Below are 25,088 nucleotides of genomic sequence, written 5' to 3'. Positions count from 1 at the left end.
TAAACAATTGAAACTACCATTCAACCTGATTGCGTTCCGCCAAAACTTGACGATAAATTTCTTCAGTACGTTTGGCAATTTTCACCCAACTAAAACGTCTTTCTAAATCTTCATAAGCATTCTCAACCAACCATTGAGCATAATCAGGATTTTGCAACACTTGTAAAATCCCCCAAGCCACAGATTGGGGATTATTTGCATGAGTTACAACCCCAGTTTTCGTATGTCGTACCACCTCCGGAAAACCGCAACTATCAGAAACAACCACAGGAACCCGCGCGGCAAAACTTTCCAAAGCAACAATCCCAAAAGGTTCATAAAGACTGGGAAAAACCGCACAATCAGCCACAGTTTGAAACTTATCTAAATCTGGTTCCGGCATAAAACCAGTAAAATAGCATTTTTCCCAAATACCTAAAGCAAAAGCTTGGCGTTTCAAATAATCAGTATTGCCACCACCAATAATCACAAACTTCACCTGATTTTGTAGATCCCAAAGCACCTTCGGGGCAGCATTTAAAAGTACCTGAATGCCTTTTTCGTAAGTAATCCGACCAACATAATAAACAATTTTTTCATCATCAGCAGCAAAGCGACGACGGAAACTCCAATAGTCAAATTGAGGATCGAGTTCCTTTTTCTCCGGGCGAATACCATTGTAAACCACATCAATTTTATCCCAAGGAGTATCCAGCGCTCGTTCCACTTCCTGGCGCATATAAGAAGTACAAACAATTACTCGCCAAGCATTAAAAGCAAGCTGATATTCTTGAGAGTGAATATAACCTTGAGTGTCATTGTGAATACCATTATGACGACCATATTCCGTAGCATGAATTGTGGCAATTAGAGGAATCTTGAAAGTATGCTTCAGCGCGATCGCCGCATCCGCAACTAACCAATCATGGGCGTGGAGCAAATCAAACGGTCCTTCTTCTAAAATTAACTTACCCCCATGAGTACCCATGCTTTCATTCATATTTACCACCCAGTGGAAAAAATTATCGCCCTGAGTCACGGGAACCCGATGCACTTTGATTCCTTCTACCTCTTCATAACGAGCCGCATCGCCGCACTCCACCGTGATTAAGTGAACTTCATGCCCCAATTTCACCAACTCTGGATACAACTCCGCCACATGACGAGCAATTCCCCCGACAATGCGGGGTGGAAATTCCCACGCTAGCACTAGAATTCTCATCAGCAGCTATCCTCAAACTTAAAAGTTTACATATTATTACAGATTGCCAGCAGACTTTCGGGGGCTGGGCTTTGCTCAATCCCCAGTTTCTCCAAATTCCGACAAAATTTTCGCAATTTTTTCTTGATAACTCTGCCATCTTGTTTCAGCTTCTAGCTTTGGTGTAACTGATTTTTGCAATAAAACTACACCTTCAGTAAAGCCAATTAGGGCATAATCTTCATCTGCTCTCAATTTTTCAATCTCATCAATTCTATCTTTTAATTCCTCACGCCTGCTCTCAAAAATGGCTTCGTATTCTACCTGCCACAAATCCACTAACACATAATCTACTGCACCCACTTCTTGATTATCGTCTCGATACTGGAAATCTGGAAACCGTAAAATTACACGACGACTGGAAAGTTTGGGCAAAATAAATCTAGTGACTGAAATGCTAGCATCTGGCTCTATTTTCTCTAGCAAGGAGCTAACTTTATCGACGTGCTGCCATTGCACTGTCAAAGGTTTATAAATCCAAGGATCGATTGAATCGGGGACAAGAAAAAATAACGCTCGATGAGGATTAGAAGTCAAGGTAAAAAATAAAGAAAGCACCAGGCAAAATGCCCAAAAACGCCTAATTCTTGGCTGAAACTTTTCTTGATGTTGCGACCACCAAATAATTGTCCCATAAAATACTCCCGGAACTACTGCCACGGCATAGCGAATATTAATTGACAAAGGAGAATCTCCTTGTTGTAAAAATAATTGTGTCAGAGGAAATGCTGTTAAAGTCCAGGTAGCGGGAGAAATAGCAGGAATAAAAGCTACGGGTAGCCAATGACCTAGTAAATACTGAATTTTTCGTCCCCAGGGAGTTACGAATTCTACCATTAATCGCCAGGGATTACTAATCATTCCCCAGAAAATTTCTAGTGTCGAAGCTTCTTCTCCTTCCGCAAATTGCCCGAATCTTTCGATCGTAAACCGCTTAAAAATGTCCTCAGAAAATAGCGGCATGACGAAATTAGTAACAATTATCATATAAACCAAACTAACTGTACAAACGGCTAAACCTAGTTGCACGGAACGCTTACTTAAAACCCAATATACACCAATACTAAATAAAATTACGCCTGTATCTTCTCGCACCGCTAAACTGAAAATTATTAGCAGCCAAAATAACCACCACCAGCGTTTTTCTTTGGCTAATAATAAGCTAAATACATAAAGCGGGATTTGACACAAATCGAAAAAGTTACCTAAACTCGGCCCCATGACGGCATTAGCTGCATAATAGCTAATTGTTACCATTGCTGCTAGATTGGGTTGAAGATATTCTCTGGCGAAAAGATATAAAACTAAGCCCGCAGCAGTAAGCAAGATTACTTGCAAAACATTTAAGGTTGCTGGTGATGGAAAGAGCGCATAAATCGGCACAAAAAGCAAGAGTGCTGGTGTAAAATGTTGTCCGAGACGTTGATAATAAACTGTGGGAAGTTCGTCGTTGTGTTGAACGTTAGTAGATAGGGAGGAAGAAAGGGAACTTTGGAAAAGTTTGCCGTGGCTACTATTCCAAAATACTTGATTGAAAATGCCGTGATCGGTATTGCTGTATAAGCTGTAGTAGCGATGAAGTGAGATAGTTAGGGTTAAGAGAAAAAACGCGATCGCTACGAGAATTACTGCTTTGGTTGCTGGTTGTTTTTGCCATTTCATGGTTTTTATCGCGCAAAGGCGCAAAGACGCAAAGGAAGTTATTTTTAGTCTCTTGATTGTTGTAAGATTGGTTGGATTTGTTGTCGTAATTTTAACCAGGCTGCTGTTGCTTCTGGGTTGGATTTGGTGTTTTTTTGGAGTAGGATTACTTGGTCTTGAAAGTTGATTATGCCGTATTCTTTTTGTTTGGTTACTGAGTCGATTAAGTTGGTGAGATCGCGTAATTCTTCCCATTCTTGGTTGAAAGCAGGTTGATATTCTCGTAATCGCCAAAGATCGGCAATGAGATAATCTACTTTGGTGATTTCTCGGTTATCGTTACGCAAGGCTAATAAAGGTAAGCGTAAAATTTCCCGGCGGCTGGAAAGATGGGGGATAATATAAGTGGTAGCTGAAACACTGGCTTCGGCGGGAATTTTTGCTAGTAAAGGTCGCATTTTCTTGACATGATGCCATTGTTTTGGTAAGGAAATATACACCCACGGCTCAAATGAATCTGGTAAAAGAAAGTAAAAAGCACGATTTAAGGCAGAAGTGCTAGAGGTAAAGGTGAAAATTAAAGAAAGACACAGACAAAAGCTCCAAAAGCGACGAAATAAGCTTTTTTTCCCTAAGTTAGGATGTTTTGACCACCAAATAATTGTGCCGTAAAATAATCCTGGAACAACTGTCATGGCGTAGCGAATATTTATTGCTAAAACTGATTGTCCTTTGGCGAGAAATAGTTTCATTAAAGGAAATCCGGCGATAATCCAAGCATTGGGTGCTATTGCAGGAATAAAAGCTAAGGGCAACCAGTGACCTAATAAATAGTTGAAAGTCCGATCTACAGGAGTGACTAACTCAACTAATAATAGCCAAGGTTGACTAATCATTCCCCCAATAATTTCCCAAGTAGAAGCTTCGTCTCCCTCGACATATTGACCGAATTTTTCGAGCATAAATCGCTGGGAAATATCATCGGAAAAAAGCGGCATAATTAAATTAGTTAGGAATAAAATATAGCTAAAACTGAGAGTGCAAATTGCTAATCCTAAACGAGGAAAGCGTTTACTCACTACCATGTAAACTCCAATTCCAAATAAAATTACCGCACTGTCTTCGCGAACTGCTAAAATTAAGATGGCAAAAATGGCAAATAACCACCACCAGCGTTTTTCCATTGCTAGGAGTAAAGTAAAGACAAATAAAGGTATTTGGGAAAGGTCGTGAAAATTCGCTAAAGTAGGTCCTAAAATCGCGTTGGCGCAGTAGAAACTAATTGTAATTAATCCTGCTAAGTTCGGTGCTAAATATTGTCTGGCTAAAGCGTATAAAACTAAACCCGCCGCCGTAACCAAAATAACCTGCAAAACTGTGAGGGTGGCTGGATTGGGGAACAGTGCATAAATCGGCAACCATGTCAAGAGTGCTGGAGTAAAATGTTGTCCGAGACGATGATAATAAACCGTCGGCAATTCATCATTATGGACAACATTGGTGGAAAGTTGAGAAGAGAGAGAACTTTGGAAAAAACGACCGTGAAGATTGTTCCAAAAGACTTGATTAAAGATACCCTGATCGTAAGAAGAGTAAAAGCTGTAGTGTCGGTGGAGAGTGAGAAAGAGAGTTAAGAGAAAAAAGGCGATCGCGGCAGCAACCACTAATCTCAGTCCTGGCGTTTTCTGTAATTTATCCCACATCTCTGATTCACTCCTTGACCGCGCGGCACATTTACACTAATTCGATAGTCAAATATAAAGTTTTTTACGATCTAAATTGAAATGGCAAAAAAACTTTCTTTCACCCTTTGCCTCTTGACAGGAATCTTCTTTAGTGCTGTTAGTGCCAAAGCGGAAATACCTTTTCACCTTGCCCAGTTCGATTCAGAAAATCCCGTACAAACGTTACCACAAACTGCACCAGCACCAAGCTTACCAGTGGTAGCTCTAACTTTAGAAGACTTACCCTCCGGGTTTCAGAAACTTCCCCCAGAACTAACTGAACAAATCGCCTCACAGTTTCAATTTTTCCGAGGCGACTTGGGAGGAAATAGCCTAGAGCCGGAAAATTTCTTTGTTTTTGTCAATCCCGATGAGTTTCAAGTCGTTCTCGGTTACACTGGCGATTTAGTCACAGAAGCCGCGCAAAAAAACTTTGATGCCAACCTACAACAATTGCAGCAACCGGCGGCGCAGCAAGCCATGCTAGCCCAAATGCGCGAGAGACTCAAAAGCATTGGTGCCGTAGAAATTACTAGCTATGCGGTACTGCCACAGCTTAGTAACTTAGCAAATGCCTCAACGGGTATGACAATGGCAGTGAAGATGCAAGGTAAACCTTTTCGGATGGACATGGCAAGTTTTCGCCGTAACGCAGTAGGAGCTTTTACTGCCGTAATGTATCTTGACGAAGAAGCCTCACCCGTAGCAGTAGGAGAAGTTGCCCGCAAATTAGACAGCAAAATTTTACAGTTGTCTGGTGAGATCCCAGTTACTCCAAATCGTGAAGAAAGCTCAGAGCAAAACAACTAACTTTCGCAAAAACCTGAAACTGGGACTACCGAAACTAGCTAATCTGTGCTATTCTAAAAAAATTTTTCCGGATTTCCTAGCCAAAGAAGCGAAAACTCAAAGCTGTCGCTTACAATAGAAATAGCGGAGACAAATGTTTCCGTTCACTCCTCACACCACACTCCGTCCGAAGAAATCTTCGGGCGGTTTTTTTTTGCTACACTCAGTTAACAAGCGCAATGGCTACGCCGAGGTACTTCGTGCGTACCGCCCCATACTTTCCGTAAAGTATATACTTTTTTGACGAATAATGGTCAATTTTTGTGTCAATGAAGAGCGCGATCGCCGTTTTTTGTCGTTTCTAGTAATCAAACGTTAGGTTATGCAAACCTTTGCCGACAGGAATGGTAAAATTGCAAATAAACTTTAGATAGCCGTTAGTTAAGGATTTCCAGATATGTCAGCAGCCGCAACAGTTACGGATGCCACTTTTAAACAAGATGTTCTCGAAAGTGAAGTTCCAGTCTTAGTTGATTTTTGGGCACCTTGGTGCGGTCCTTGTCGGATGGTTGCACCTGTCGTCGATGAAATTGCCGAACAGTATCAGGAACAACTCAAAGTTGTTAAACTCAATACAGACGAGAATCCCCAAGTAGCCAGTCAGTATGGTATTCGTAGCATTCCCACACTCATGATTTTTAAAGGTGGGCAGAGAGTAGATATGGTTGTTGGTGCAGTCCCGAAAACTACTTTGGCAAATACGATCGAAAAGTACCTCTAAGCTTAAGCGGGGCAACTACTCAAAGCTTGGCGATCTTCTGACACAGGCGAGAAGCCTGTGTTCTTTTTTTCAGTTTTCTCGATTGGCGATCGGGGATTGGGTTCAGTTAGCAGTGAACAGTGAACAGTTATCAGTGAGCAGTTACCAGTTAGCAGTTTATCCTCTCCCTTCCAATCCCTCTAAATTTCGCTAAAATAGAAGACCGCCAGCAAAATAGCCTTTTATGCCCTTATCTCCTTCAGAACAACATAGTTTGGACTCTGTAAGTGCAGAATTAGTTAAATTAATTGAGCAGTTACCGAACGTCAAACACAGTAAACTAATTCAACGAGCGCTAGCCGTGCTGGTGCGTATTGCTTCAGAAGAAATAGATCGCCTCGATTGGAAAATTTTGACGGCATCTCTAGAAGATTTAGAGCGCGGGTTTGCAATTTTTTATCCTTACCGTCACGTGCGTAAGGTGACAATTTTTGGTAGTGCGCGTATTGGCGATCGCACTCCTGAATACCTCATGGCAGTGGATTTTGCTCGCTACTTGAGTAAGCGAGGCTATATGGTGATGACTGGTGCGGGTGGGGGAATTATGCAAGCGGGTAATGAGGGAGCAGGTAGAGAACATTCCTTTGGGCTGAATATTCAATTACCTTTCGAGCAAGGAGCAAATGCTTTTATTGAGGGGGATGAAAAGTTAATTAACTTTAAGTATTTTTTCACCCGGAAACTGTTTTTCCTGCGCGAAAGTGATGCGATCGCGCTTTTTCCTGGGGGTTATGGAACTCAGGATGAGGCTTTTGAATGTTTAACTCTCTGTCAAACGGGAAGATATGGCCCTGTACCTTTAGTTTTAATCGATAAACCTGGTGGTGACTACTGGACATCTTGGCATGACTATGTTTGCCAACATTTAGTTAAAAGAGGTTTAGTCAGTCCGGAAGATCCGAGTATCTACACGATTACTGATGATGTTGAGATTGCTTGTGCGGCGATCGATAAGTTTTACCGAGTTTATCATTCGAGTCGCTATGTGGGTGAGTTGTTTGTCATGCGTCTCAATCACGAACTTTTAAACGCACAAGTTGAGGAGTTGAACGATAAGTTTAGCGATATTCTCACCAAAGGAAAAATTACTAAAAGTGAGGCTTTACCAGAAGAAGCGGGAGACGAAACTGTCGATTTACCTCGAATTGTTTTTTACTTTAATCAGAGAGATTTGGGTCGCTTGTATCAAATGATTACTCTGATTAATCAATGGGAAATTCATTGCGAAGCTGAAGAACATCCCGAACGTAAGTAGGAGCAAGATCTGTGGCGATCGCTGGAAGGATAAAAGCGATCGCCACCACGAAATTATCTCTAAGATTCAGGTAAGTCGCCAAAACGTTCTCGATATTGTTGTAGCATTGCTTCGGTTTCTCGAAGTCGTTGCTCTGCTTGTTCGGCTCGTTGTTTCTCTTGTTCGAGAAGTTGACCATAAGAGAAAAACTGTCGATCGTCGGGACGATAAATTATTAACTCTTCCCCAGACGATCGAAACGAATACCCAAACGAGGACTAACCCAGCCGTTAATTTCCTCGATCGCGTCTAACCCTTCTTCTGCTCGTAACCAACCGCTCAAACTCTGGCGATCGCGATCGTAGATGTAGTATTCTTCAACCCCATAGCGATCGTAGAATAACAGCTTTCTGTCCATTTCTGTGCGGCTGTTTGTCGGGGAACGAATTTCAAACACGACTTGCGGTGCGATTCCTCCCTCTTCCCCTTGTTTGTAGCAGGGGCGTTCGCGAAGCGTCTCCGAAGGAGTCTCGCCTTTCGGTCTCCCAAAGACTACCATTGTGTCGGGAGCGCTAACAATCCGGTTATTTCCTTCCACTGGATACCAAAATAAATCCCCGGCAACAAAAACATCGCGATCGCTAGCAAAAAGCCATTCTAAATTTTCTTTAATTACGACAATCCAGCGAAACTGTTTGGTATTGTCCGCCATCGGCTTACCATCACTCTCAGGATAGATGACTTCGGTTTGATTTGGAGATTGCAGTTCGGAAACCATAATTTTCTTAGTTCATGAGAACTACTTAGTTAAAATTAACACGAAATTGTTAGAATTAATAATTGCTATATTCAAGAAACATTGGTGGCTACAGATTTTATTTGTTGCCAAAGTACCTTATAAAGCTGTAGAGGTTCATCTTTTCCTTTAACCATAACTGGAGGTAGTTTTTCTAAAGGAATAGTTTGGTCTTTAAGCTTATCAAAAGTGCTTTGAGAAATCATAATTTCATCAGCTTCCGCCGCCGTACAAACCCGACTAGCGACATTAGTTGTATCGCCAATTGTGGCAAACTGAATTAATCTTTTAGAGCCAATATTTCCGGCGGCGGCTTTACCTGTATTAATACCAATATGAATTGAAATCGGTTGATTTCCTTGCTGCATCCAACTGTTATTAAAGCGACCAACAGCCCGTTGCATTTCAATGGCAGCACGCACAGCGCGATCGGCATCATCTGGGCGTTGATAAGGAACACCCCAAACTGCTAAAAGAGCATCGCCGATGTATTTTTCTAAAGTACCTTCATAAGGAAAAACAATTTCCTCGACCATAATTTGAAAGTATTGATTGAGCATTTCAATTACTTGACGAGGACTCATTTGGGAAGACATTTTCGTGTAGCCACTAATGTCGGAAAAAACAGCAGTAACTTCGGCTTCAGTAATAGCTAAATTTTCTGATTCTTTAATTTTTTTACTAATAGTTTCCGGAAAGAAACGTTCGAGTTTACCGCGTAGCTTGGCTTCCGCTTGCATCTTTTGGAAAAGTTGAGCATTATCGATCGCGATCGCGGCTTGATTAGCTAGGGCTGTTAAAAATTCTACATCTTCATCAGAATAAAGATTAGAGACAGACAAATTATCTACATACAAAACTCCAATTGTTCGATCTCGCGGTTTTAAAGGTACGCACATCGAAGCTTGAATTGCTTGTGCTAAAATCGATTCAGAACCACTGAAACGATTATCGCTTGTCGCGTCAGCAGTTAAGATTGCTTTACCACTTTCCAGGACTGTATTAGTAATCTTTTTACTGTAAAATTGATAATCAGTAGTTACTCCAGGACGAGATTTAACCGCTTTCGCTTCTAACTGTTTCCTGGTTTCATTAACTAAGAGAATTGCGGCTCGATCTACATTCATAATTTGCAAAAGTAAATCGAGAATTTTGAAAAGCAAACCATCGTAAGTTTCCGGAGAAGATAACTCCTTACTAACTTCTAATAAAATTTGTAACTTATCCAGCGATCGCTGTTCTCGGTTATGTTGTTTAATTCGCAAAACCGAACCAGCAACTTGTCCCTCATCGAGCAAATCTTGCATCATTACGCTGGTAGGTTCGGGAGTAAATTGCCGCACAATAGTTGCTGGAATTTCTTCCTCTTCCCGATTATTTACTGCGGAAAGAGGAAGAGTAACAAACTTAAAAATCACATTACCGCAACGAATCAGATCGCCATCTTTGAGATCCCAGCGATCGATTTTTACCTCATTAACAAAAGTATGATTACTGCTTTGGAGATCCTGGATCGTACAGCGAGATTCAGTTAAGTTGATTTCAGCATGGTGACGGGATATACTGCCGTGCATAACCACGATACTATTATCTGGAGCGCGTCCGATCGTGTTTACACCAATTTTTAACTCATGTCTTCCCTCTTCTGGCGTATCTGGAGCAGAAATTAAATAACGCACTTCCGACCCTCACACTTACTAGCTATTATTTCCAGATTAGCTCGAATTTTAATCATCCATCTCGGCTTGTGCTTTGTAAATCTAATCTAATTCAAGAGTATGGAAGTACAAACAGGAAATTTTACCGAGTAAGATTGTCTTTGATGGGAGATCTTAGTTACACAAAAAAAGCTATGTGTCAATAATCAACTAGGGTCTAGTTAACTTACGCGCTTCTTTCCTCAGATCGAATTAATCTAACCTCTTCGATCGATAAGTAAAATTAGCTTATTGGACATTATAGTGAGAGGAAAATCTCTAATCTCGATTAAATTTTTTGTCAAGAATTTACAAGTTTGATTTATAAGGTAAAATCGTGAACAAAACTAGAGAAAATGCTTGCAAACTATGAAACGGGTTTCCCACTTATCATTGTTCGTGAAATTAACTGCTTTAACTGCGGTAGTCGGCTTAAGTGCTTTTCCTAGCACTAGTGCTTTAGCGGAGGTAGAATCTCGTCAGCCTCTCTTCAATGCTCCAGCAAACTCGACCAAAATTGACACCTACTTGGCTCAAACCAGAAATGTCGGCAACTTGGTAGAAGTCGCCAAAGAGAATGAAAACTTAAGTACATTTGCTGCCGCCGTTGAAGCCGCCGATTTGGATACAACTTTGTCTGGTAGTCAAAATTATACTGTTTTCGCTCCGACTAATGATGCTTTTGAAGCTTTACCATCAGGAACTGTAGATGCGCTACTCAAACCAGAAAACAAACCCCTACTCAGACAAGTTTTAACTTATCATGTCGTCCAAGGGAAGCAAACTGCTAGCGATTTGAGAAGTGGTGGTTTGAATACTGTTGGTGGTGGTGTAGCTATCAATACGAGTGACAGTGGTGTAGTTGTTAATGATGCGAGGGTGACTGAAGCAGATATTGAAGCTAGTAATGGAGTTATCCATACTGTTAACCGGGTGTTACTTCCGAGAAATCTGCGGGTTCGTGTTTTGGCGCTAACGCAAACTCGCACAACAACGACAACTCCACAACCAATTCGGGCGCTGTGGTAACAAACAGAAGTTAAAAAAAGTTTGTAGTTGGGCTTTGGTTCCTTCTTTGTCTCAAAGTCGGGATTAAAGTCCAACTAAGATTGAGAGGAAGTTAACGTCCCAGTTCGCGTCTGGCTTGCTGACGTAAATCGTTAGCATTGGGATGATTGGGATTGATTTCCAGTGCTTTATCCATAGAAGCGATCGCATCGTCGTAGCGTTGCAGCGCCCATAATGCTCCACCTCGGTTTGCCCAAGCGTCCACAAAGTTAGGATCGATCTCGGCTGCTTTCTCAAAGGCTGTTAAAGCTTCTTGGTAAAGTTCTAGTTCCATTAAAGCAGTGCCGCGATTATTCCAAACTTGAGCAAAATTAGGCTCGAGGGCGATCGCGCGATCGTAAGCGTCGATCGCTTCTGCTGGTTTTTGTAAGTCTGCTAAGGCTGTACCTTTACTCCAAAATGCTTCGGGATAGTTAGGGTTGAGTTCGAGGGCGCGATTGCAAGCTTCGAGGGCGCGTCGAGATGCTAAAGTTTGGTTCAGGCTGTAGCAAAGTCCCCAATAAGCTTCAGGAATTTCTGAGTCTAGGGCGATCGCTTGTTGGTAAGTGGCGATCGCTCTTAGATATTTTTCGGCTTTACGCAATTCGTCTGCTTTGAGTAAAAGTTCGTCTGCGCTTAAGTTAGTCTCTCGTGCAATCTCGACAGACGCTTCTGGATCTTCAGAAAATAGATAAGTTGTACCCAGGAATAAACTTAAACCCACTGCTGCTACCATACCTGCGATCGCTAAAGGTTTCGGAAAGGATTTCGGACAGTTTTTGCTTGGGGTTTTCTCAGTTTGAGGTGCGGTTTTTGGTTGACTAATTACTTCTGTTGGTGTGTAGCTGTTTACCTCTGGGTTAGATTCCGGTTGAGCTAATTTTTGTGTCGGTAAGTCGCTATTAACTACAGCTTTAGCAGGTACTAAAGGTTGAGTTGGTAGATCGCTATTTTGTGGGGTTGTCGGTGATTTTGGTGCAACCGGAGTGCAAATAGTTGGTGTATCGTAACCTACTTGTTGCTCTAGTGGTGGTAGTTGTTTCAGTGCAGCGAGGGCTTCCCCAGCATTTTGATAGCGCTGACGATAATCGTAGCGCACCATTTTTTCAATTACTGCGGCGAAATTAGGATCGATTGGGGTACGATTGGGTAATAAATGACAAACAAATTCTCCATTGTCATCTTGAGGTAGATCGCGGGCTGATAAACCACTTAAAGCCTGCAAAGCCAGAATTCCCACCGCATAGACATCACTACTAAAACGAGGTTTAAAAGCTTGTTGTTCGCTCGGCATATAACCAGGAGAACCTACCGCGATCGTTAAACTGGTTTCTCCTTGAAGACTACTTGCTTGCGTGCTGTACTTAACCGCGCCAAAGTCAATTAAAACTATTTTGCCATCTTTTTCGCGGCGAATCAGATTAGCAGGTTTAAGATCGCGATGAATGACATTTTCCTGATGAACAAATGCTAACACTTCAAGAATATCGGTTAAAAGTGTTCTGACATGAGTTTCACTTAACTGCTTACTGGGAGTAATTTCTTCGTCGAGAGAAATACCTGGAATATATTCTTGAACCAGATAAAATTCTTGATTTTGCTCAAAGTGAGCCAACAGTCGAGGAATGCGATCGCGATCGCCTAATTTATATAATGTTTCTGCCTCGCGGTCAAAAAGACGTTTGGCTACCTCTAGGGTAGCTGCATCCTCAATTTTTGGCTTCAGTTGCTTCACCACACAATGAGGATGACCTGGTAAATGAGTATCTTTCGCCAGAAAAGTCTGACCAAAACCCCCACCACCTAAGTGTTTCACGACCTGATAACGACCTGCTAATATTGTATTCATCTCTGTTTTTTTGCGGTTTTACCAAGTTTTAGTCTCAGCAGCGATCGCTGGTTTTTCCCTATTCTACTGAAAACTTTTTATCTTAGCAGTTGCTCGTTAATAGTTGATAATTAGTAGCGATCGTTAGTTCCTAGTCCCTCATCTTTTTACAATTTACAAATAGCTGTAATTTATCGTCCTGATGGAGTTAAGTTTCTCACTTAGGTGGAATTAGCACAACGGGCTGAAGAGGCGATCGCGCAACTCGAACAAGAACAACAACACTACCAAAAATTATTACAGCATTTGCGCGAAAAAGGTATTAATCCAGAACAATTCTCAAAAAAAAGACTACAAAAGCATTTAAAGCTTTTGTAGTCTTAACTAAATTGAAGCGGAGAAACTTAGAAATTCATTTCCGCAGCTTGGACTCTTTCTACTTGCTTCTTCTTGATAATCAGCAATAGTTGTGCAAGCATAATTCCGGCGATAAATATCAACAACCACTTGATGCGATTGGGGCTTTGTAAGACAATTTCAGCATCTTCTTGACCAAAACCACCAACGTTAGGATTGTTAGTAAGGGCTTCTCCGGCAGTTACTAGCTGTCCTTGAGAAACAATTAATTCGGGTCCTGGGGGAATATTTTCGACGACTGTTTCCCCGTCGGGAGTTTCAATGCTGAGTGAGTAGCCGACATATTCTTCAAAGCTAATATCGGCGATCGTACCATCTACCGAAGCGTTGAAAACGTTGTTATTGCTTGGATTACCTGTAGGGTAAACTTGACCGCGACCTCGGTTAGCGCCTAGGTGAATGGGATATTTACCAAAGTAAACATTTTTGTCAGTTTTGGGATCGGGAGAAAGAATGGGGAAGGTAATTTCTTGGTATTGTTCTCCCGGTAGTGGACCAACCAAAATTACGTTTTCTTGGTCTGCACTATAAGGCATAAAGTAGGTATCCCCGACTTTTTCCTTCAATTCTTCGGGAATTCTCTCTGGGGGAGCAATCTTGAAGCCTTCAGGTAACATTAAGACTGCACCGACATTTAAACCGCCTTTGGAACCATCGCCTAACACTTGCTGACTATCTAAGTCATAGGGGATTTTGACGACAGCTTCAAATACGGTGTCTGGTAGTACAGACAAAGGTAATTCTACTTCAGCAGGTTTTTCTGCGAGGTGGCAGTTAGCGCAAACAATTCGTCCTGTAGTTTCGCGAGGAGTTTCTGGGGCGGTTTGTTGCGCCCAGAAGGGATAAGCCGCCGCCGAATTAGGTAGGGCGATGTCGCTAGCGAAGAAAAAAGCAATCATTGCGATCGCAATGATTGTTGTTTTGGCGATACTCTGTTTGAGGATGCGCCCTATTGCTGTGATTGAAGGTGTTCTCATCTCTGGTGTAAAGGAAATCAAAATTCAGTATCTAAATTAATTACAAGCAAACGTCAATCTTTCTTTTTATGTCCACCAAGGGTCTTCACCTGTACGGAAGTCGGTTTCTTCCCAATCTGTAAATACCAGTTTGTCGTTTTCGGTGACATTAGTGTGAACCAGTGCTAAGGATAAAGGTGCCGGACCGCGCACGACTTTACCTTCTGCGTTGTATTGAGAACCGTGACAAGGACAAATAAATTTGTTCTCGCTTCCATTCCAGGGAACGACGCAACCTAAGTGAGTACAAACTGCATTTAATCCGTAGCTAGCTATTTCTTTGTCTTCTGTGACGATCACATAGGTGGGGTCGCCTTTTAATCCTTGAGCGAGTGTCCGAGAACCTGTACTGTGACTCGCTAAAAAATCACTGACAACGATGTCGTTACCTAGAGCGTCTTTCGCTGTGACACCACCACCTGTCCCTCCGCTAGAAGGGGGAATGAAATATTTGACAACTGGATACAGCGCTCCTGCTGCTACACCAGTGATTGTACCGAAGGTCAATAAGTTCATGAATTGACGACGACCCATATCGGGTACATCGGAAGATCCGGAAATTTGTGCCATAACTCCTAGGGAATCGTATACTTTTCTCAAGCCAGCACGGCGCTAGAGCTTGCATTTCTTAACCTTTTTCTCAGTTTAGACCTAGCTCAAACCTGTGCTGGTATTTTTAAGTTTGTCTGTGTCTGCGAGCTACCTATACTTGGACAACCAAGTCGGTTTGCTCTCTCATTGTTGTTTAAAAAGGTTTACGAGGTCTTGGATTATTATTGCAGAAAATTTACCTTAGTGGTTTGTTCTTTTGTTTGTCAACATCATTAAGAAGTAAAGCTTAAGCCGTATTCAATGCTTATTAGCCGAGGTAAAATCTAATTATAAAAAATTGTAAATAAACCTTGTTAAAATCAAAAAATTAGTGTACATGACCGGACAAGAACTGCAACAATTGCTGCTCAACAAATGGGGAAAATCTTATGATATCCAGCTTAGGAAGATTAAAGGCAGGATTTACGTGCAGGTGATGTGGAAGTATTTAGAGCAAGCCTCGTTTCCTTTGAGTGAAATAGAATATATCGAGCATTTGAATGCAGTTTCTAGTTATTTAGAAGCGTGGGGAGCAGTTGCTCAAGTGGAAGAGTATCTTGAGAAGACGCGCGATCGCCCTCGACTGGGAAAAGCTGTCAGTATTCCTTTAGATTTGGGTGAGATCGAGTCAGAATGGATCGTTTAAAGAATTAGTGAGTGGCGATCGCTACTTACCAAATAACTTAACCATACCGATACCGCCAAAATAAAGACTCAGTACCGCCCCAGCGAGGAGAGATTGAGTGACAGGATCGGTAGAAGGGGTTAACACTGCGCCTAAAATTACTGCTCCTAAAACCACAAAGCGCCATCCAGCCAGCATTTGCTGTGAGGAGACAATACCCAAAGTCCCTAAAAGTAACTGAATAATCGGGACTTGAAACGCCAAACCCGTACTAAACATTAACAGCAGCACAAATTCAAAATACTTGTCAATTGACCACTGTTGCTCAACCACATCTGCTCCGTAACTGATAAAGAAATTCAGCGCCGCCGGAACTAGAGCAAGATAAGAAAAGGCTAATCCAACGAAAAAGAGAATACTTGAACCTAAAACTATCGGTCCGAGTAAGCTACGTTCCCGACGAGTCAGCCCTGGTAAAACAAACTGAATAATTTGATAAAGGATAAAAGGACTAGCAATGAGCAAACCACTATATCCTGCTACTTTCAAAGAGACAAAGAAAAATTCTCCTGGAGCCAACTGAACAAATTTTACTCCTTGGGCAGGAACTTCAAGCAGACGAACAATTGGGCGAACAGCAAAGAAACAGCCAATTACACCTAATATACCAGCGATTAGAGAGTAAAAAATTCGCAGTCGTAACTCTTCGAGGTGGTCAAAAAGAGACATCTCGACATCGTTGGGTAATTCATCGAGATAGCGATCTTGTTCTGGTGCTGTTTCTACTTCTGTGGGAGGCATAATTGCTAGTTATCAGTTATCAGTGAACAGTTATCAGTGAACAGTTATCAGTGAACAGTGAACAGTGACCAGTGAACAGTGACCAGTTATCAGTTTATCGTCCTTGTTTCCCAATCCAAGGGTCCCCAATCACCAGTCCCCAATCACCAGTCCCCAATCCAAGGGTCCCCAATCCCCAATTCCCTATTGAGACATTAACTGAGCAATTTCGGGGTTGTAGAGGCGTAGATAGTTCCAGTAATTAGCAAAAACTGATTCCACATAGCCTTTCGTTTCCGGGAAAGGAATTTGTTCGACAAAGCGATCGGGATCGGAGAAACTATATTTTTGTAACCAACTAGCGACATTACCCGGACCTGCATTGTAAGAAGCGATCGCCAGCATTGAGTGATTGTTGTACTGCTCATGAACAAAGTCCAAATAAGTAGTACCCAAGTTGATATTGTCAGAAGGATCGGTTAGCGAATATTCCTCCAGATTAATTCTGCCAGCCACATCTTCCGCCGTACTTGGTAACACTTGCATCAAACCAACTGCACCAGCAGAAGAAGTAATTTCTTTTTCAAAACGAGACTCTTGGCGAATCAAAGATGTCACCAGTAAAGGATTGATTTCTCGTTTTTTAGACCATTGAATAATTAGATCGTCATAGGGAAAGGGGAATAAAGCTTGCCAGTATTTAGGCGTTTCGCGTAATTTTTGCCATTCTGCTTGTTCTTCTGGAGATTCTCGCAGTTTCAAACTCCAAACCCGGTCGATCGCTTGGAGATTTTTGCCTTCGGTTAACAAAATCAAGCCTTCGGTAAATTGCTCGCCGACGCTGAGTTCCTCTTTACCGCCGACTTCGGCTTGAAAGAGAGTTTGAGCATCTTCATTTTGACCGAGTTGAAACAATTCTTTAAACAGATCCGAACCTGCGGGTGGTCGAGGTAGAAACTGTGGCTTGGCGACTTCCGGAATCATGTCCCGTACCGTGTCAAAGTCACCGACATCCCAACCTAAATACACTGCCGATCGCCACGCATAATAAGACTGGGGATGCTGGGCGATGACATACTCAAAAGCCTTTTGAGCATCTTCAGTACGTTCGAGCTGTTGCGCCCATTTACCAACCCAAAAACCAGCTTTTGGTGCAAGATCGCTGTCTGGGTTATTTGTAGCGATCGGACCCGCCCATTCCCAAGCTTCGAGAATGTTCCCCGAATTAGCACTTTCCTTGGCTAGTCTCCAGCGATACTCGGCGGCTGCTTCTGATGTTGGATACTTACTCAAGAGTAACTGACGAGCTTGAGCTGTTTGTTGGGGATCGTTGAGGAGTTCAGTTTTTGCCACCAAAGCTTCTGGGGCGCGTTGAGGAAAGTTTTCGATAATTTGGTCTAGATAGCCTAAAGCTTCTTGAGGTTCTGATAAACTAGCCAGATGGAATAAACCTTGAGCCGTATCGGGAGCATCAGGATATTCGGCGATTAATTGGCGATAAGCACTTTTAGCCAAATCTTTTTTCTTTTGGATGTGGTAGCCTCTAGCTACGCGATAGGCATTTTCAGCATTGGGAGTTGCTTGGCGATAAGTTTCTGCGGCTCTCCCATATTCCATTTGTTCCCAATAAGTATCAGCGATCGCTTCCCAGTCTGAGGGTGCTAATTCACCTGCGTATTTGTCAGTTAAACGAGCGCGAACTGTCTCAATACCCTCTGCTTGAGGTGCATTTTTGATCAAAGTTATCATCAACTGCGGTTGATTCGGGTCTTCGGCAAGTTTCTGACGAATTATCTCCACAGTACGAGGATGAGAGGGAAATTCGGCGATCGCTCGTTCTAAATATTCTGATTCAGTTTGTCCCAGTAAATATAATGCTTCGGCGGCGACTGGCGACTCGGGATAATCTTCGATAATTTTTTTGAAGTTTTCTTCAGCTCGATCTTCTTCCCCAGTTAGTTGATAAGCTTCTGCTCTTTTCCAAGCAATTTGTGGCGCGAGAGTAGGATATTCTTTCTCTAGACCGTTTAACCATTTGAGCGCTTCTTGTCCGCGCTGTTGTTTAATTAGATCGGTTGCCAACAAATAACGAGCGCGACTGCGATCGAGAGACTTTTTTCCAGAGGCGATCGCTTTTAAGCTGGAAGCTCGTTCTCCGGCTGACTGTGATACTAGCGGTAGGACCTCTGATTCTTCATCTGCTTGCTGTTCTACTAAGGTTTGTTTGGGTGTAGACTCACCACCAAGATAGCGCTCCCACAAGCCAGTCCATCTTAAAGCTAACGTGGTAGTCCCCAATAGTGCGGCTAGAACTAAGCCTAAACTTAGCGCTAGCGGAATTTTTTTGTTAGTTCGTTCCTTAAGCATTGCCCTTCGTTTGCCCAATACTAGCCATGATATCTTTATCCTGCCTTAGCCTAACAAGTTAATTTCAACTCGTTGGGGACTGGGGAGGTGGTGACTGGGGAGGTGGTGACTGGGGAGGTGGTGACTGGGGACTGGGGTTTTCAGTGACCAGTTATCAGTTATCAGTTGTCAGTTATCAGTCCTGATTGGGGACAAGGGAGATGGAGAAGATGGGGAAGATGGGGAAGACTTGGAGGAATTAGGGAATAAACTGGTAACTGATAACTGTTCACTGGTAACTGAACCCGATCCCTAATCCCCGATCGCCGATCGCCTCTAAACTAAATAAGGTAGTTCAAGATAGAAGCCCAGAATGCAAATTAGAGCAGTTGATACGCCACAATTAGATTGGACTGGAGATGCGTTAGCTGTTGGTTTATTCGAGGAAGCGGTGGAAGTCACTGACGAACTCGCTCAGTTAGACGAGAAACTGTCCGGTACGATTAAAGAGTTAATTGCGGAATCAGAGTTTGAAGGTAAAGCGGGAAGCACTACGGTGACTCGCGTTGGTAGTAACAGTCCGATTCGGAAAATTATTTTAGTGGGATTGGGTAAAGCTGACGAGTTACAGTTAGATACAGTACGAAAGGCAGCCGCCGCGATCGCTCGGATCGCGAAGAAGGAAAAAAGTAAGACTCTCGGTGTGAGTTTACCTGTAGTTGAGAATGACGCAGCCGCGACAGCGCAGGTAATCGCGGAAGGTATGATTCTTGCTTTGCATCTGGATAACCGTTTTAAGTCGGAACCGGAAGATAAAGGTGCAAAACTCGAAACTGTCCATCTGATTGGTTTAAATTCTCAACCAGAAGCAATTCAGCGTGCGGAAGCGATCTGTTCTGGGGTAATTTTAGCGAGAGAATTGGTGGCTGCACCAGCTAATGAAGTTACGCCAATTACAATGGCTGAAACTGCTGAAGAAATTGCGGCTGAATATGGTTTAACGAGTGAAATTCTTGAAAAATCAGCTTGCGAACAATTGGGAATGGGTGCATATTTAGGTGTGGCTCAAGCTTCGGATTTGCCGCCTAAGTTTATTCACCTGGCTTATAAACCAGAAGGTACGCCTAAGCGTAAATTAGCAATAGTTGGTAAAAGTTTAACCTTTGATTCGGGTGGCTTGAATTTAAAAGTTTCTGGTAGCGGTATTGAAACGATGAAAATGGATATGGGTGGAGGTGCAGCTACCTTGGGTGCGGCTAAGGCGATCGCGCAACTTAAACCTGATGTAGAAGTCCATTTTATCTGTGCAGCTACGGAAAATATGATTAGTGGTAAGGCGATGCACCCTGGCGATATTCTTAAGGCTTCTAATGGCAAAACTATTGAAGTTAATAATACTGATGCGGAAGGACGTTTAACTCTCGCTGATGCTTTAGTCTTTGCCGAAAAATTAGCAGTTGATGCGATCGTCGATCTGGCAACTCTTACAGGTGCTTGTATTGTCGCTCTCGGTGATGATATTTCTGGTTTGTGGAGTACTGACGAAAATTTAGCTGCCGAAATTAAACAAGCTGCATCCAAAGCTGGTGAGAAATTCTGGCAAATGCCTTTGGAAACTAATTATTTTGAGTTAATGAAGTCTCCCATTGCTGATATGAAAAACACTGGTTCTCGCGCAGGTGGTGCAATCACAGCAGCGTTATTTTTACAGCAATTTGTTGAGAAAACACCTTGGGCGCATCTCGATGTTGCGGGTCCAGTTTGGGCAGATCGAGAAAGCGGTGTTAATAATGCCGGAGCAACTGGTTTTCCCGTTCGTACGCTCGTTAATTGGGTATTAAGTTGAACTTGAATTAGATTTTCGTGAGGGCGATCGCCCTCATTCACCCAGAAAAATTACAAAATATTACAAAAAGGGAACTTACGCATAAAAAAAGAAATTTTTCTACGAGATCGCTATAGAGGAGCCAAAAATCCTCTGACTGAATTCTCAGGACTTAATAGCGATGAAACCGACGCGAAACTTACGCTGGCTAGCTGTAGGAATGGTTTTATTCCTTAGCTTGAGTACATTCCTCAACTTACTTTTGCCAGCCCCAGTTAGATCCCAATCAGCCGTTGAACTAGCCCAAGCTAATCGTTTACAACTGTTAGCTCAAGGAGACCAACTTTGGCAAGAAGGAAACCAAGAACAAGCTATGGCTTACTATCGACAAGCTAAACCATCGTTTCCTACTCCGACTCGCAATTCCACAGTACCAGAGCCAATTTTTGAGATCGAACAATTAGGCGGCGGTCAACGACTGTGGGAAAATGCTTTAGACGGAATCACAAGAGATCTCGATAGCAAAAAATTTTTGTATTTGCAACGGCTGATCAAGGATTATCCTCAATTTATTCCCGCTCATTTAAAGCTAGCCGAAGCTTGTCTGGAAGATGAAGAAGCTTGTGAAAGATATCTCAAAGATATCGATCCTACGGAAATTATGGAGCAAGTTTCAGAATTATATCCAGCCGAACCAGAAGTAATTAGAACCAAAGTTAAAATTCTCGCGGCTAAGAAAAAATACCTCGAAGCTTCTATTGCTGCACGTCAATTTGCTTTGATTCTAGTTGACCATCCTGATGCTCCCGAATTTGCCGAAATGGCGGACGAGTATATGGGTCGTTTTTTGAGCGATGTTAAAGCGCAGATGATCGCGCTCGGCATTTTACAAGCAATTACAGGTGGTTTTGGGATTTCGCAAGGAGATTGGGCGCAAGGCGTTTCGGCGATTAATATGATTGGTCTGTTGCTTAAGGGTGAGTCAGCATTTGGAGAACAGTTAGCCAATGCTGAAGTCGAGAAATTGCGATCGCAAGGAAAATTGGTAGAAAACCCCGAACTACTTAATTACATCAAAGGCATTGGTGGCAGACTCGAACCCTACATGGGACGCGATTTTGACTACGAATACTACGTTGTTAAAGATCCCGATCTAAATGCTTTTACTTTTCCTGGAGGCAAGATATTTATCAATACCGGAGCCATCAAAGCTATTAATACCCAAGCTGAGTTGGCTGGTTTAATCGGTCACGAAATTGCTCATTCTGTGTTCTCTCATACTTACGAGACAATGGTTGAAGAAATTGTGTTTCAGGTTATTAAGGATTTACTCCCGAAAAATACACCTATTTCTTTAGATCAGATCCTGGAGTTAGGCTCGAAGGCAAACAGTCGCGCTCAAGAGCAACAGGCTGATATTTTGGGAACGAGAGTCTTGAACCCCGCAGGCTATGCTGCTGATGGTTTGCGTAATTTCATGGCTATTATGGCTCAAAGAGAAGGTAACAGAGCGACAAGTTGGTCTGATACTCATCCTGCTTCAGCCGAGCGAGTTACTTATCTCGAAAAGCTGATCGTGGATAACGACTACAACCGCTATGCTTACGAAGGAGTTAGCGAACATCGAGAGATCAATCAGATAATTTAGAAGCTCAGTTAACTCAAGATTCGTGGTGATAAGTAACTTTGGGTGCGTTGGCTAACTAACCCACCCCCATAATTTGAGCAAATTTGCATAATCGAGATTTTTGCCCTCTATATAGAGACTGAATGATGAATATTTTATAGCGCTACGCGCTATAACTTCTACCTACAGCTATGACCGAGTAGGAAACTTGGTAGCCACCACCGACCGTAACCAGCACCAGACTGAATTTACCTACGATGACCTTAACCGTCAGACCTCAGAAGTGTGGTTAGATGTAGAAGACAATCCACTACGAACTATTGACTACAGCTATGATGCAGCCAGTCAGTTAATTGGAGTCAGCGACCCCGATGCGACTTACAGCTACCGTTATGACGAGAAGGGTCGCTTAGTGGAAGTGGATAATACTGGCAGTTCAAATGTCCCCTCAGTCGTTCTTAACTACGCCTATGATGCTGTTGATAATTTGCTATCAGTGACGGATACTATCGGTGGATTACAAGCGGGTAGAGAGGCGTTTAGCTATGATGATTTGAATCGCGTCACTGAGATTACGCAGTCTGGGAATGGTGTCAGTGAGAAGCGGGTGGAGATGGATTATGATGCTGCTGACCAAATGACCCGAATGACTCATTATGGGGACTTGACGGGGACGCAGTTAATCGGTGAAAGTAATTATACTTATGATGAGGTGGGACGGTTGACGACTTTAACTCATCGTAACAATAGTGAAGTTATTGCCGATTACAGTTGGACTTATGATGCTGGGAATCGTCTAATTGAGTTAGTTTCTCCCGATGGGACTTCTGAGTACAGTTATGACTTAACTGACCAGTTGGTGAATGCGGATTACAATTACCAAGAAGATGAGAGTTATACCTATGATGAGAATGGAAATCGAGTCAATACAGGTTATGTGACAGGAGAAAACAATCAGTTACGCTCGGATGGAATTTATAACTATGAATACGATTATGAGGGAAATCGGATTCGTCGGGTTGAGATAGCCACTGGAGAAGTTACTGAGTATGATTGGGATTATCGCAATCGGTTAGTTGCTGTAGTGACTAAGGATGTAGAGGCTAATGTCACTGCTGAAGCTGAATACACTTATGATGTGTTTGACCATCGTCTTAGTAAGTCGGTAGATGCGGATGGGGATGGTGCGGGAGTTGCTGAGGTTGAAAGGTTTGTCTATGATGGCGACCATATTGCTTTAGTTTTTGACGGGGAGGGGAATCAGACAGAAAGATTCCTGCATGGAACGGAGATTGACCAGGTTCTTGTGACCGAAAATGCTAACGGAGAGGTATTTTGGGGGCTAGGGGACAATCAGGGGACGATTCGGGATGTAATTGATAGTGAGGGGACTGTTGTTAATCACTTTACCTATGAGAGTTTTGGTCAGGTAGAGAGTGAGACGAATCCGAATGTGGATTTCCGTTTTGGTTATACCGGACGGGAGTTGGATGAGGAGACAGAACTTTATTACTACAGGGCGCGGTATTATGATGCTGGGGTAGGGCGGTTTATTAGTGAAGACCCGATTGGGTTTGATGGTGGGGATGTTAATCTTTATCGATATGTAAATAATAGTCCTCTAATTTATACTGATCCATCGGGGTTATTAGTTCGAGAAGCTACAGGTTTGCTCTCAAGTGGGTCGGGACTTCTTTCGGGATTAGGAAGTTTAGCTGGTAGAGTGGCTCCTTTCCTTTGGACTCCTGGTGGTGGTGGACTGTTGAACCCACTCCCTGTTAATCAAGGAGAGGATGCGTTTCTCGAACAGTTGAGGAATTCTCAACCAAATAAACCAGAATTGTTACCTCCTCCTGTACGTCGTAGTCTTCCACCCAAGCTCAAAGAAGAACCCAAAATTCTATTACCAGACATAGATAATCTTAATGATTGTGATGATGACGATGACATTGTGACTATCTACAAAGCTCCGCAACCAGGCATGGGACAGAAGCTGCTCACCCAGGGATTTCATCCCGAAGATTTCTCAGACCCTGGAGGAGATAATTTAGCTTACTTTGCCAAACAAAAGAGTTTGGCTGATGAATATGCACAATATTATGATGAAGGAGTCTTGGAAGTTGATATAAAAAAAGATACCTATGATGCGCGAATTAAACAACATGAACGTCCGTACCAAGGCGGACCATCAATAGAAATTCCAATTCCACATGAAGACTTCGATGTTTTAAATAATGCCATAAGGAGACTTTCTGAATAGAATGAGCAATACACAATCATGGAGTGAAATCAAAAAATATTTAAAAGTAGGAACTAAGTTGACAGGGGTAGTTACAAAACATTGGCCATTTGGGGTATTCGTTTTACTTCCAGGCATAGAATTTATAGGTCTTGTTCAAATTACAGATTTTAAAGACGAAGGTGTTATGAAACCTTCGGAGTATCCAGCAGTAGGTGCCTCTATTGATGCGGTAGTATTAGGATTTAAGGAAACAGGACAACAAATCTGGTTAGGGATGAAGCCAAGTCAATTGAATCAATCAAGAAATTTGGAGAAGTAAATTGAAAGAACTAAAAGTTGGCTTAAGAATTTCGAGAGAAGAAGGTCTTTCATTTTTTGGATTAGACGAAGTAAACACGGCGATTGATTCTGGTGCAAAAGTTGTGGCGATTAAAGAGGGTAACGCTCTTATGCAGAAAAAGGAAGAAAAGGACGAAAACGTTCGGCTTCATCTTTCTGGTTTTTCAATTACCGTAGTAATAGATGAGTAGATAAAAAAAAGATTGGGACGTGGGACTAAGATTAATATCAAAAATAGTCCTCTAATTTATACTGACCCATCGGGGTTATTAGTTCGAGAAGCTACAGGTTTGAGCTTAAGTGGGTCGGGACTTCTTTCGGGATTAGGAAGTTTGGCTGGTAGAGTGGCTCCTTTCCTTTGGACTCCTGGTGGTGGTGGACTGTTGAACCCACTCCCTGTTAATCAAGGAGAGGATGCGTTTCTCGAACAGTTGAGGAATTCTCAACCAAATAAACCAGCACTA

The 25,088-nt window shown here is 42.5% G+C and carries 20 protein-coding genes and 2 pseudogenes; 12 read left to right on the top strand and 10 right to left on the bottom strand.

What is annotated here, in order from left to right; genetic code table 11:
- Positions 1-13 precede the first annotated feature (13 nt).
- The 3 genes from G3T18_RS14160 to G3T18_RS14150 all read right to left on the bottom strand — a co-directional run bounded on the left by G3T18_RS14160 (position 14) and on the right by G3T18_RS14150 (position 4,584).
- Entirely contained in the window at positions 14-1,201 is a 1,188-nt protein-coding gene (locus tag G3T18_RS14160; protein ID WP_224411213.1) for a glycosyltransferase family 4 protein, read from the bottom strand.
- A 75-nt stretch (positions 1,202-1,276) separates the two neighbouring features.
- Positions 1,277-2,902 carry a DUF2079 domain-containing protein gene (locus G3T18_RS14155; protein WP_224411212.1) on the bottom strand — a complete coding sequence of 542 codons (1,626 nt, stop codon included), beginning with the start codon at positions 2,900-2,902 and terminating at the stop codon, positions 1,277-1,279.
- A gap of 44 nt (positions 2,903-2,946) precedes the next feature.
- Positions 2,947-4,584, bottom strand: coding sequence for a DUF2079 domain-containing protein (locus tag G3T18_RS14150; RefSeq protein ID WP_224411211.1), 1,638 nt, complete (start codon positions 4,582-4,584; stop codon positions 2,947-2,949).
- An 81-nt stretch (positions 4,585-4,665) separates the two neighbouring features.
- Here G3T18_RS14150 and G3T18_RS14145 point away from each other — a divergent pair, with 81 nt between their 5' ends.
- The 3 genes from G3T18_RS14145 to G3T18_RS14135 all read left to right on the top strand — a co-directional run bounded on the left by G3T18_RS14145 (position 4,666) and on the right by G3T18_RS14135 (position 7,469).
- Positions 4,666-5,415, top strand: coding sequence for a hypothetical protein (locus tag G3T18_RS14145; RefSeq protein WP_224411210.1), 750 nt, complete (start codon positions 4,666-4,668; stop codon positions 5,413-5,415).
- Between the two features lie 436 nt (positions 5,416-5,851).
- The gene (gene trxA, locus G3T18_RS14140; protein ID WP_224411209.1) at positions 5,852-6,175 is read left to right on the top strand and encodes a thioredoxin; all 324 of its coding nucleotides are present in this window, start codon (positions 5,852-5,854) and stop codon (positions 6,173-6,175) included.
- Positions 6,176-6,398: 223 nt separating this feature from the next.
- Entirely contained in the window at positions 6,399-7,469 is a 1,071-nt protein-coding gene (locus tag G3T18_RS14135) for an LOG family protein (protein ID WP_224411208.1), read from the top strand.
- Positions 7,470-7,528: 59 nt separating this feature from the next.
- Here the strand turns inward: G3T18_RS14135 and G3T18_RS14130 are convergent.
- Together G3T18_RS14130 and G3T18_RS14125 are read right to left on the bottom strand one after the other, a co-directional pair.
- Positions 7,529-8,226, bottom strand: a pseudogene (locus G3T18_RS14130) (Uma2 family endonuclease).
- 71 nt (positions 8,227-8,297) lie between these two features.
- Complete coding sequence (locus tag G3T18_RS14125) at positions 8,298-9,923, bottom strand: adenylate/guanylate cyclase domain-containing protein (RefSeq protein ID WP_224411207.1); 1,626 nt, start codon at positions 9,921-9,923, stop codon at positions 8,298-8,300.
- Positions 9,924-10,310: 387 nt separating this feature from the next.
- On the opposite strand from G3T18_RS14125, the gene G3T18_RS14120 reads away from it, so the two are divergent.
- Positions 10,311-10,970, top strand: coding sequence for a fasciclin domain-containing protein (locus G3T18_RS14120; protein ID WP_224411206.1), 660 nt, complete (start codon positions 10,311-10,313; stop codon positions 10,968-10,970).
- Between the two features lie 91 nt (positions 10,971-11,061).
- Here G3T18_RS14120 and G3T18_RS14115 read toward each other — a convergent pair whose 3' ends face one another.
- Positions 11,062-12,837 carry a protein kinase domain-containing protein gene (locus tag G3T18_RS14115; RefSeq protein WP_224411205.1) on the bottom strand — a complete coding sequence of 592 codons (1,776 nt, stop codon included), beginning with the start codon at positions 12,835-12,837 and terminating at the stop codon, positions 11,062-11,064.
- Positions 12,838-13,041: 204 nt separating this feature from the next.
- Here G3T18_RS14115 and G3T18_RS14110 point away from each other — a divergent pair, with 204 nt between their 5' ends.
- The gene (locus G3T18_RS14110) at positions 13,042-13,194 is read left to right on the top strand and encodes a hypothetical protein (protein WP_263480417.1); all 153 of its coding nucleotides are present in this window, start codon (positions 13,042-13,044) and stop codon (positions 13,192-13,194) included.
- A 26-nt stretch (positions 13,195-13,220) separates the two neighbouring features.
- On the opposite strand, the gene petA is transcribed toward G3T18_RS14110, so the two are convergent.
- Together petA and petC are read right to left on the bottom strand one after the other, a co-directional pair.
- Positions 13,221-14,210: a cytochrome f gene (gene petA / locus G3T18_RS14105; protein WP_224411204.1), complete on the bottom strand. Its 990-nt coding sequence runs from the start codon at positions 14,208-14,210 to the stop codon at positions 13,221-13,223.
- Positions 14,211-14,276: 66 nt separating this feature from the next.
- Positions 14,277-14,819 (bottom strand): cytochrome b6-f complex iron-sulfur subunit, encoded by a 543-nt coding sequence (gene petC / locus G3T18_RS14100; protein WP_224411203.1) that lies wholly within the window; start codon positions 14,817-14,819, stop codon positions 14,277-14,279.
- 358 nt (positions 14,820-15,177) lie between these two features.
- Here petC and G3T18_RS14095 point away from each other — a divergent pair, with 358 nt between their 5' ends.
- Positions 15,178-15,486 (top strand): DUF3067 family protein, encoded by a 309-nt coding sequence (locus G3T18_RS14095; RefSeq protein ID WP_224411202.1) that lies wholly within the window; start codon positions 15,178-15,180, stop codon positions 15,484-15,486.
- A 21-nt stretch (positions 15,487-15,507) separates the two neighbouring features.
- Here G3T18_RS14095 and tatC read toward each other — a convergent pair whose 3' ends face one another.
- Complete coding sequence (tatC, locus tag G3T18_RS14090) at positions 15,508-16,266, bottom strand: twin-arginine translocase subunit TatC (protein ID WP_224411201.1); 759 nt, start codon at positions 16,264-16,266, stop codon at positions 15,508-15,510.
- A 183-nt stretch (positions 16,267-16,449) separates the two neighbouring features.
- Complete coding sequence (locus G3T18_RS14085; protein ID WP_224411200.1) at positions 16,450-18,612, bottom strand: lytic transglycosylase domain-containing protein; 2,163 nt, start codon at positions 18,610-18,612, stop codon at positions 16,450-16,452.
- A gap of 352 nt (positions 18,613-18,964) precedes the next feature.
- Here G3T18_RS14085 and G3T18_RS14080 point away from each other — a divergent pair, with 352 nt between their 5' ends.
- The 6 genes and pseudogenes from G3T18_RS14080 to G3T18_RS14055 form a co-directional block, all read left to right on the top strand.
- On the top strand, positions 18,965-20,437 hold the full coding sequence (locus G3T18_RS14080; protein WP_224411199.1) for a leucyl aminopeptidase: 1,473 nt from the start codon (positions 18,965-18,967) through the stop codon (positions 20,435-20,437).
- A 160-nt stretch (positions 20,438-20,597) separates the two neighbouring features.
- Positions 20,598-22,064, top strand: coding sequence for a M48 family metalloprotease (locus G3T18_RS14075; protein ID WP_224411198.1), 1,467 nt, complete (start codon positions 20,598-20,600; stop codon positions 22,062-22,064).
- Between the two features lie 187 nt (positions 22,065-22,251).
- Entirely contained in the window at positions 22,252-24,303 is a 2,052-nt protein-coding gene (locus G3T18_RS14070; protein WP_449868038.1) for an RHS repeat domain-containing protein, read from the top strand.
- 1 nt (position 24,304) lies between these two features.
- Entirely contained in the window at positions 24,305-24,604 is a 300-nt protein-coding gene (locus tag G3T18_RS14065) for a S1 RNA-binding domain-containing protein (RefSeq protein WP_224411197.1), read from the top strand.
- Position 24,605: 1 nt separating this feature from the next.
- Positions 24,606-24,815, top strand: a complete 210-nt coding sequence (locus G3T18_RS14060; protein ID WP_224411196.1) for a hypothetical protein — start codon at positions 24,606-24,608, stop codon at positions 24,813-24,815.
- Between the two features lie 12 nt (positions 24,816-24,827).
- Positions 24,828-25,088 (top strand): annotated as a pseudogene (locus tag G3T18_RS14055) (hypothetical protein); the annotation flags it as partial.

Source organism: Oscillatoria salina IIICB1 (assembly GCF_020144665.1).
Taxonomy (GTDB): Bacteria; Cyanobacteriota; Cyanobacteriia; order Cyanobacteriales; family SIO1D9; genus IIICB1.
This window is presented reverse-complemented; position numbering and strand designations above follow the sequence as displayed.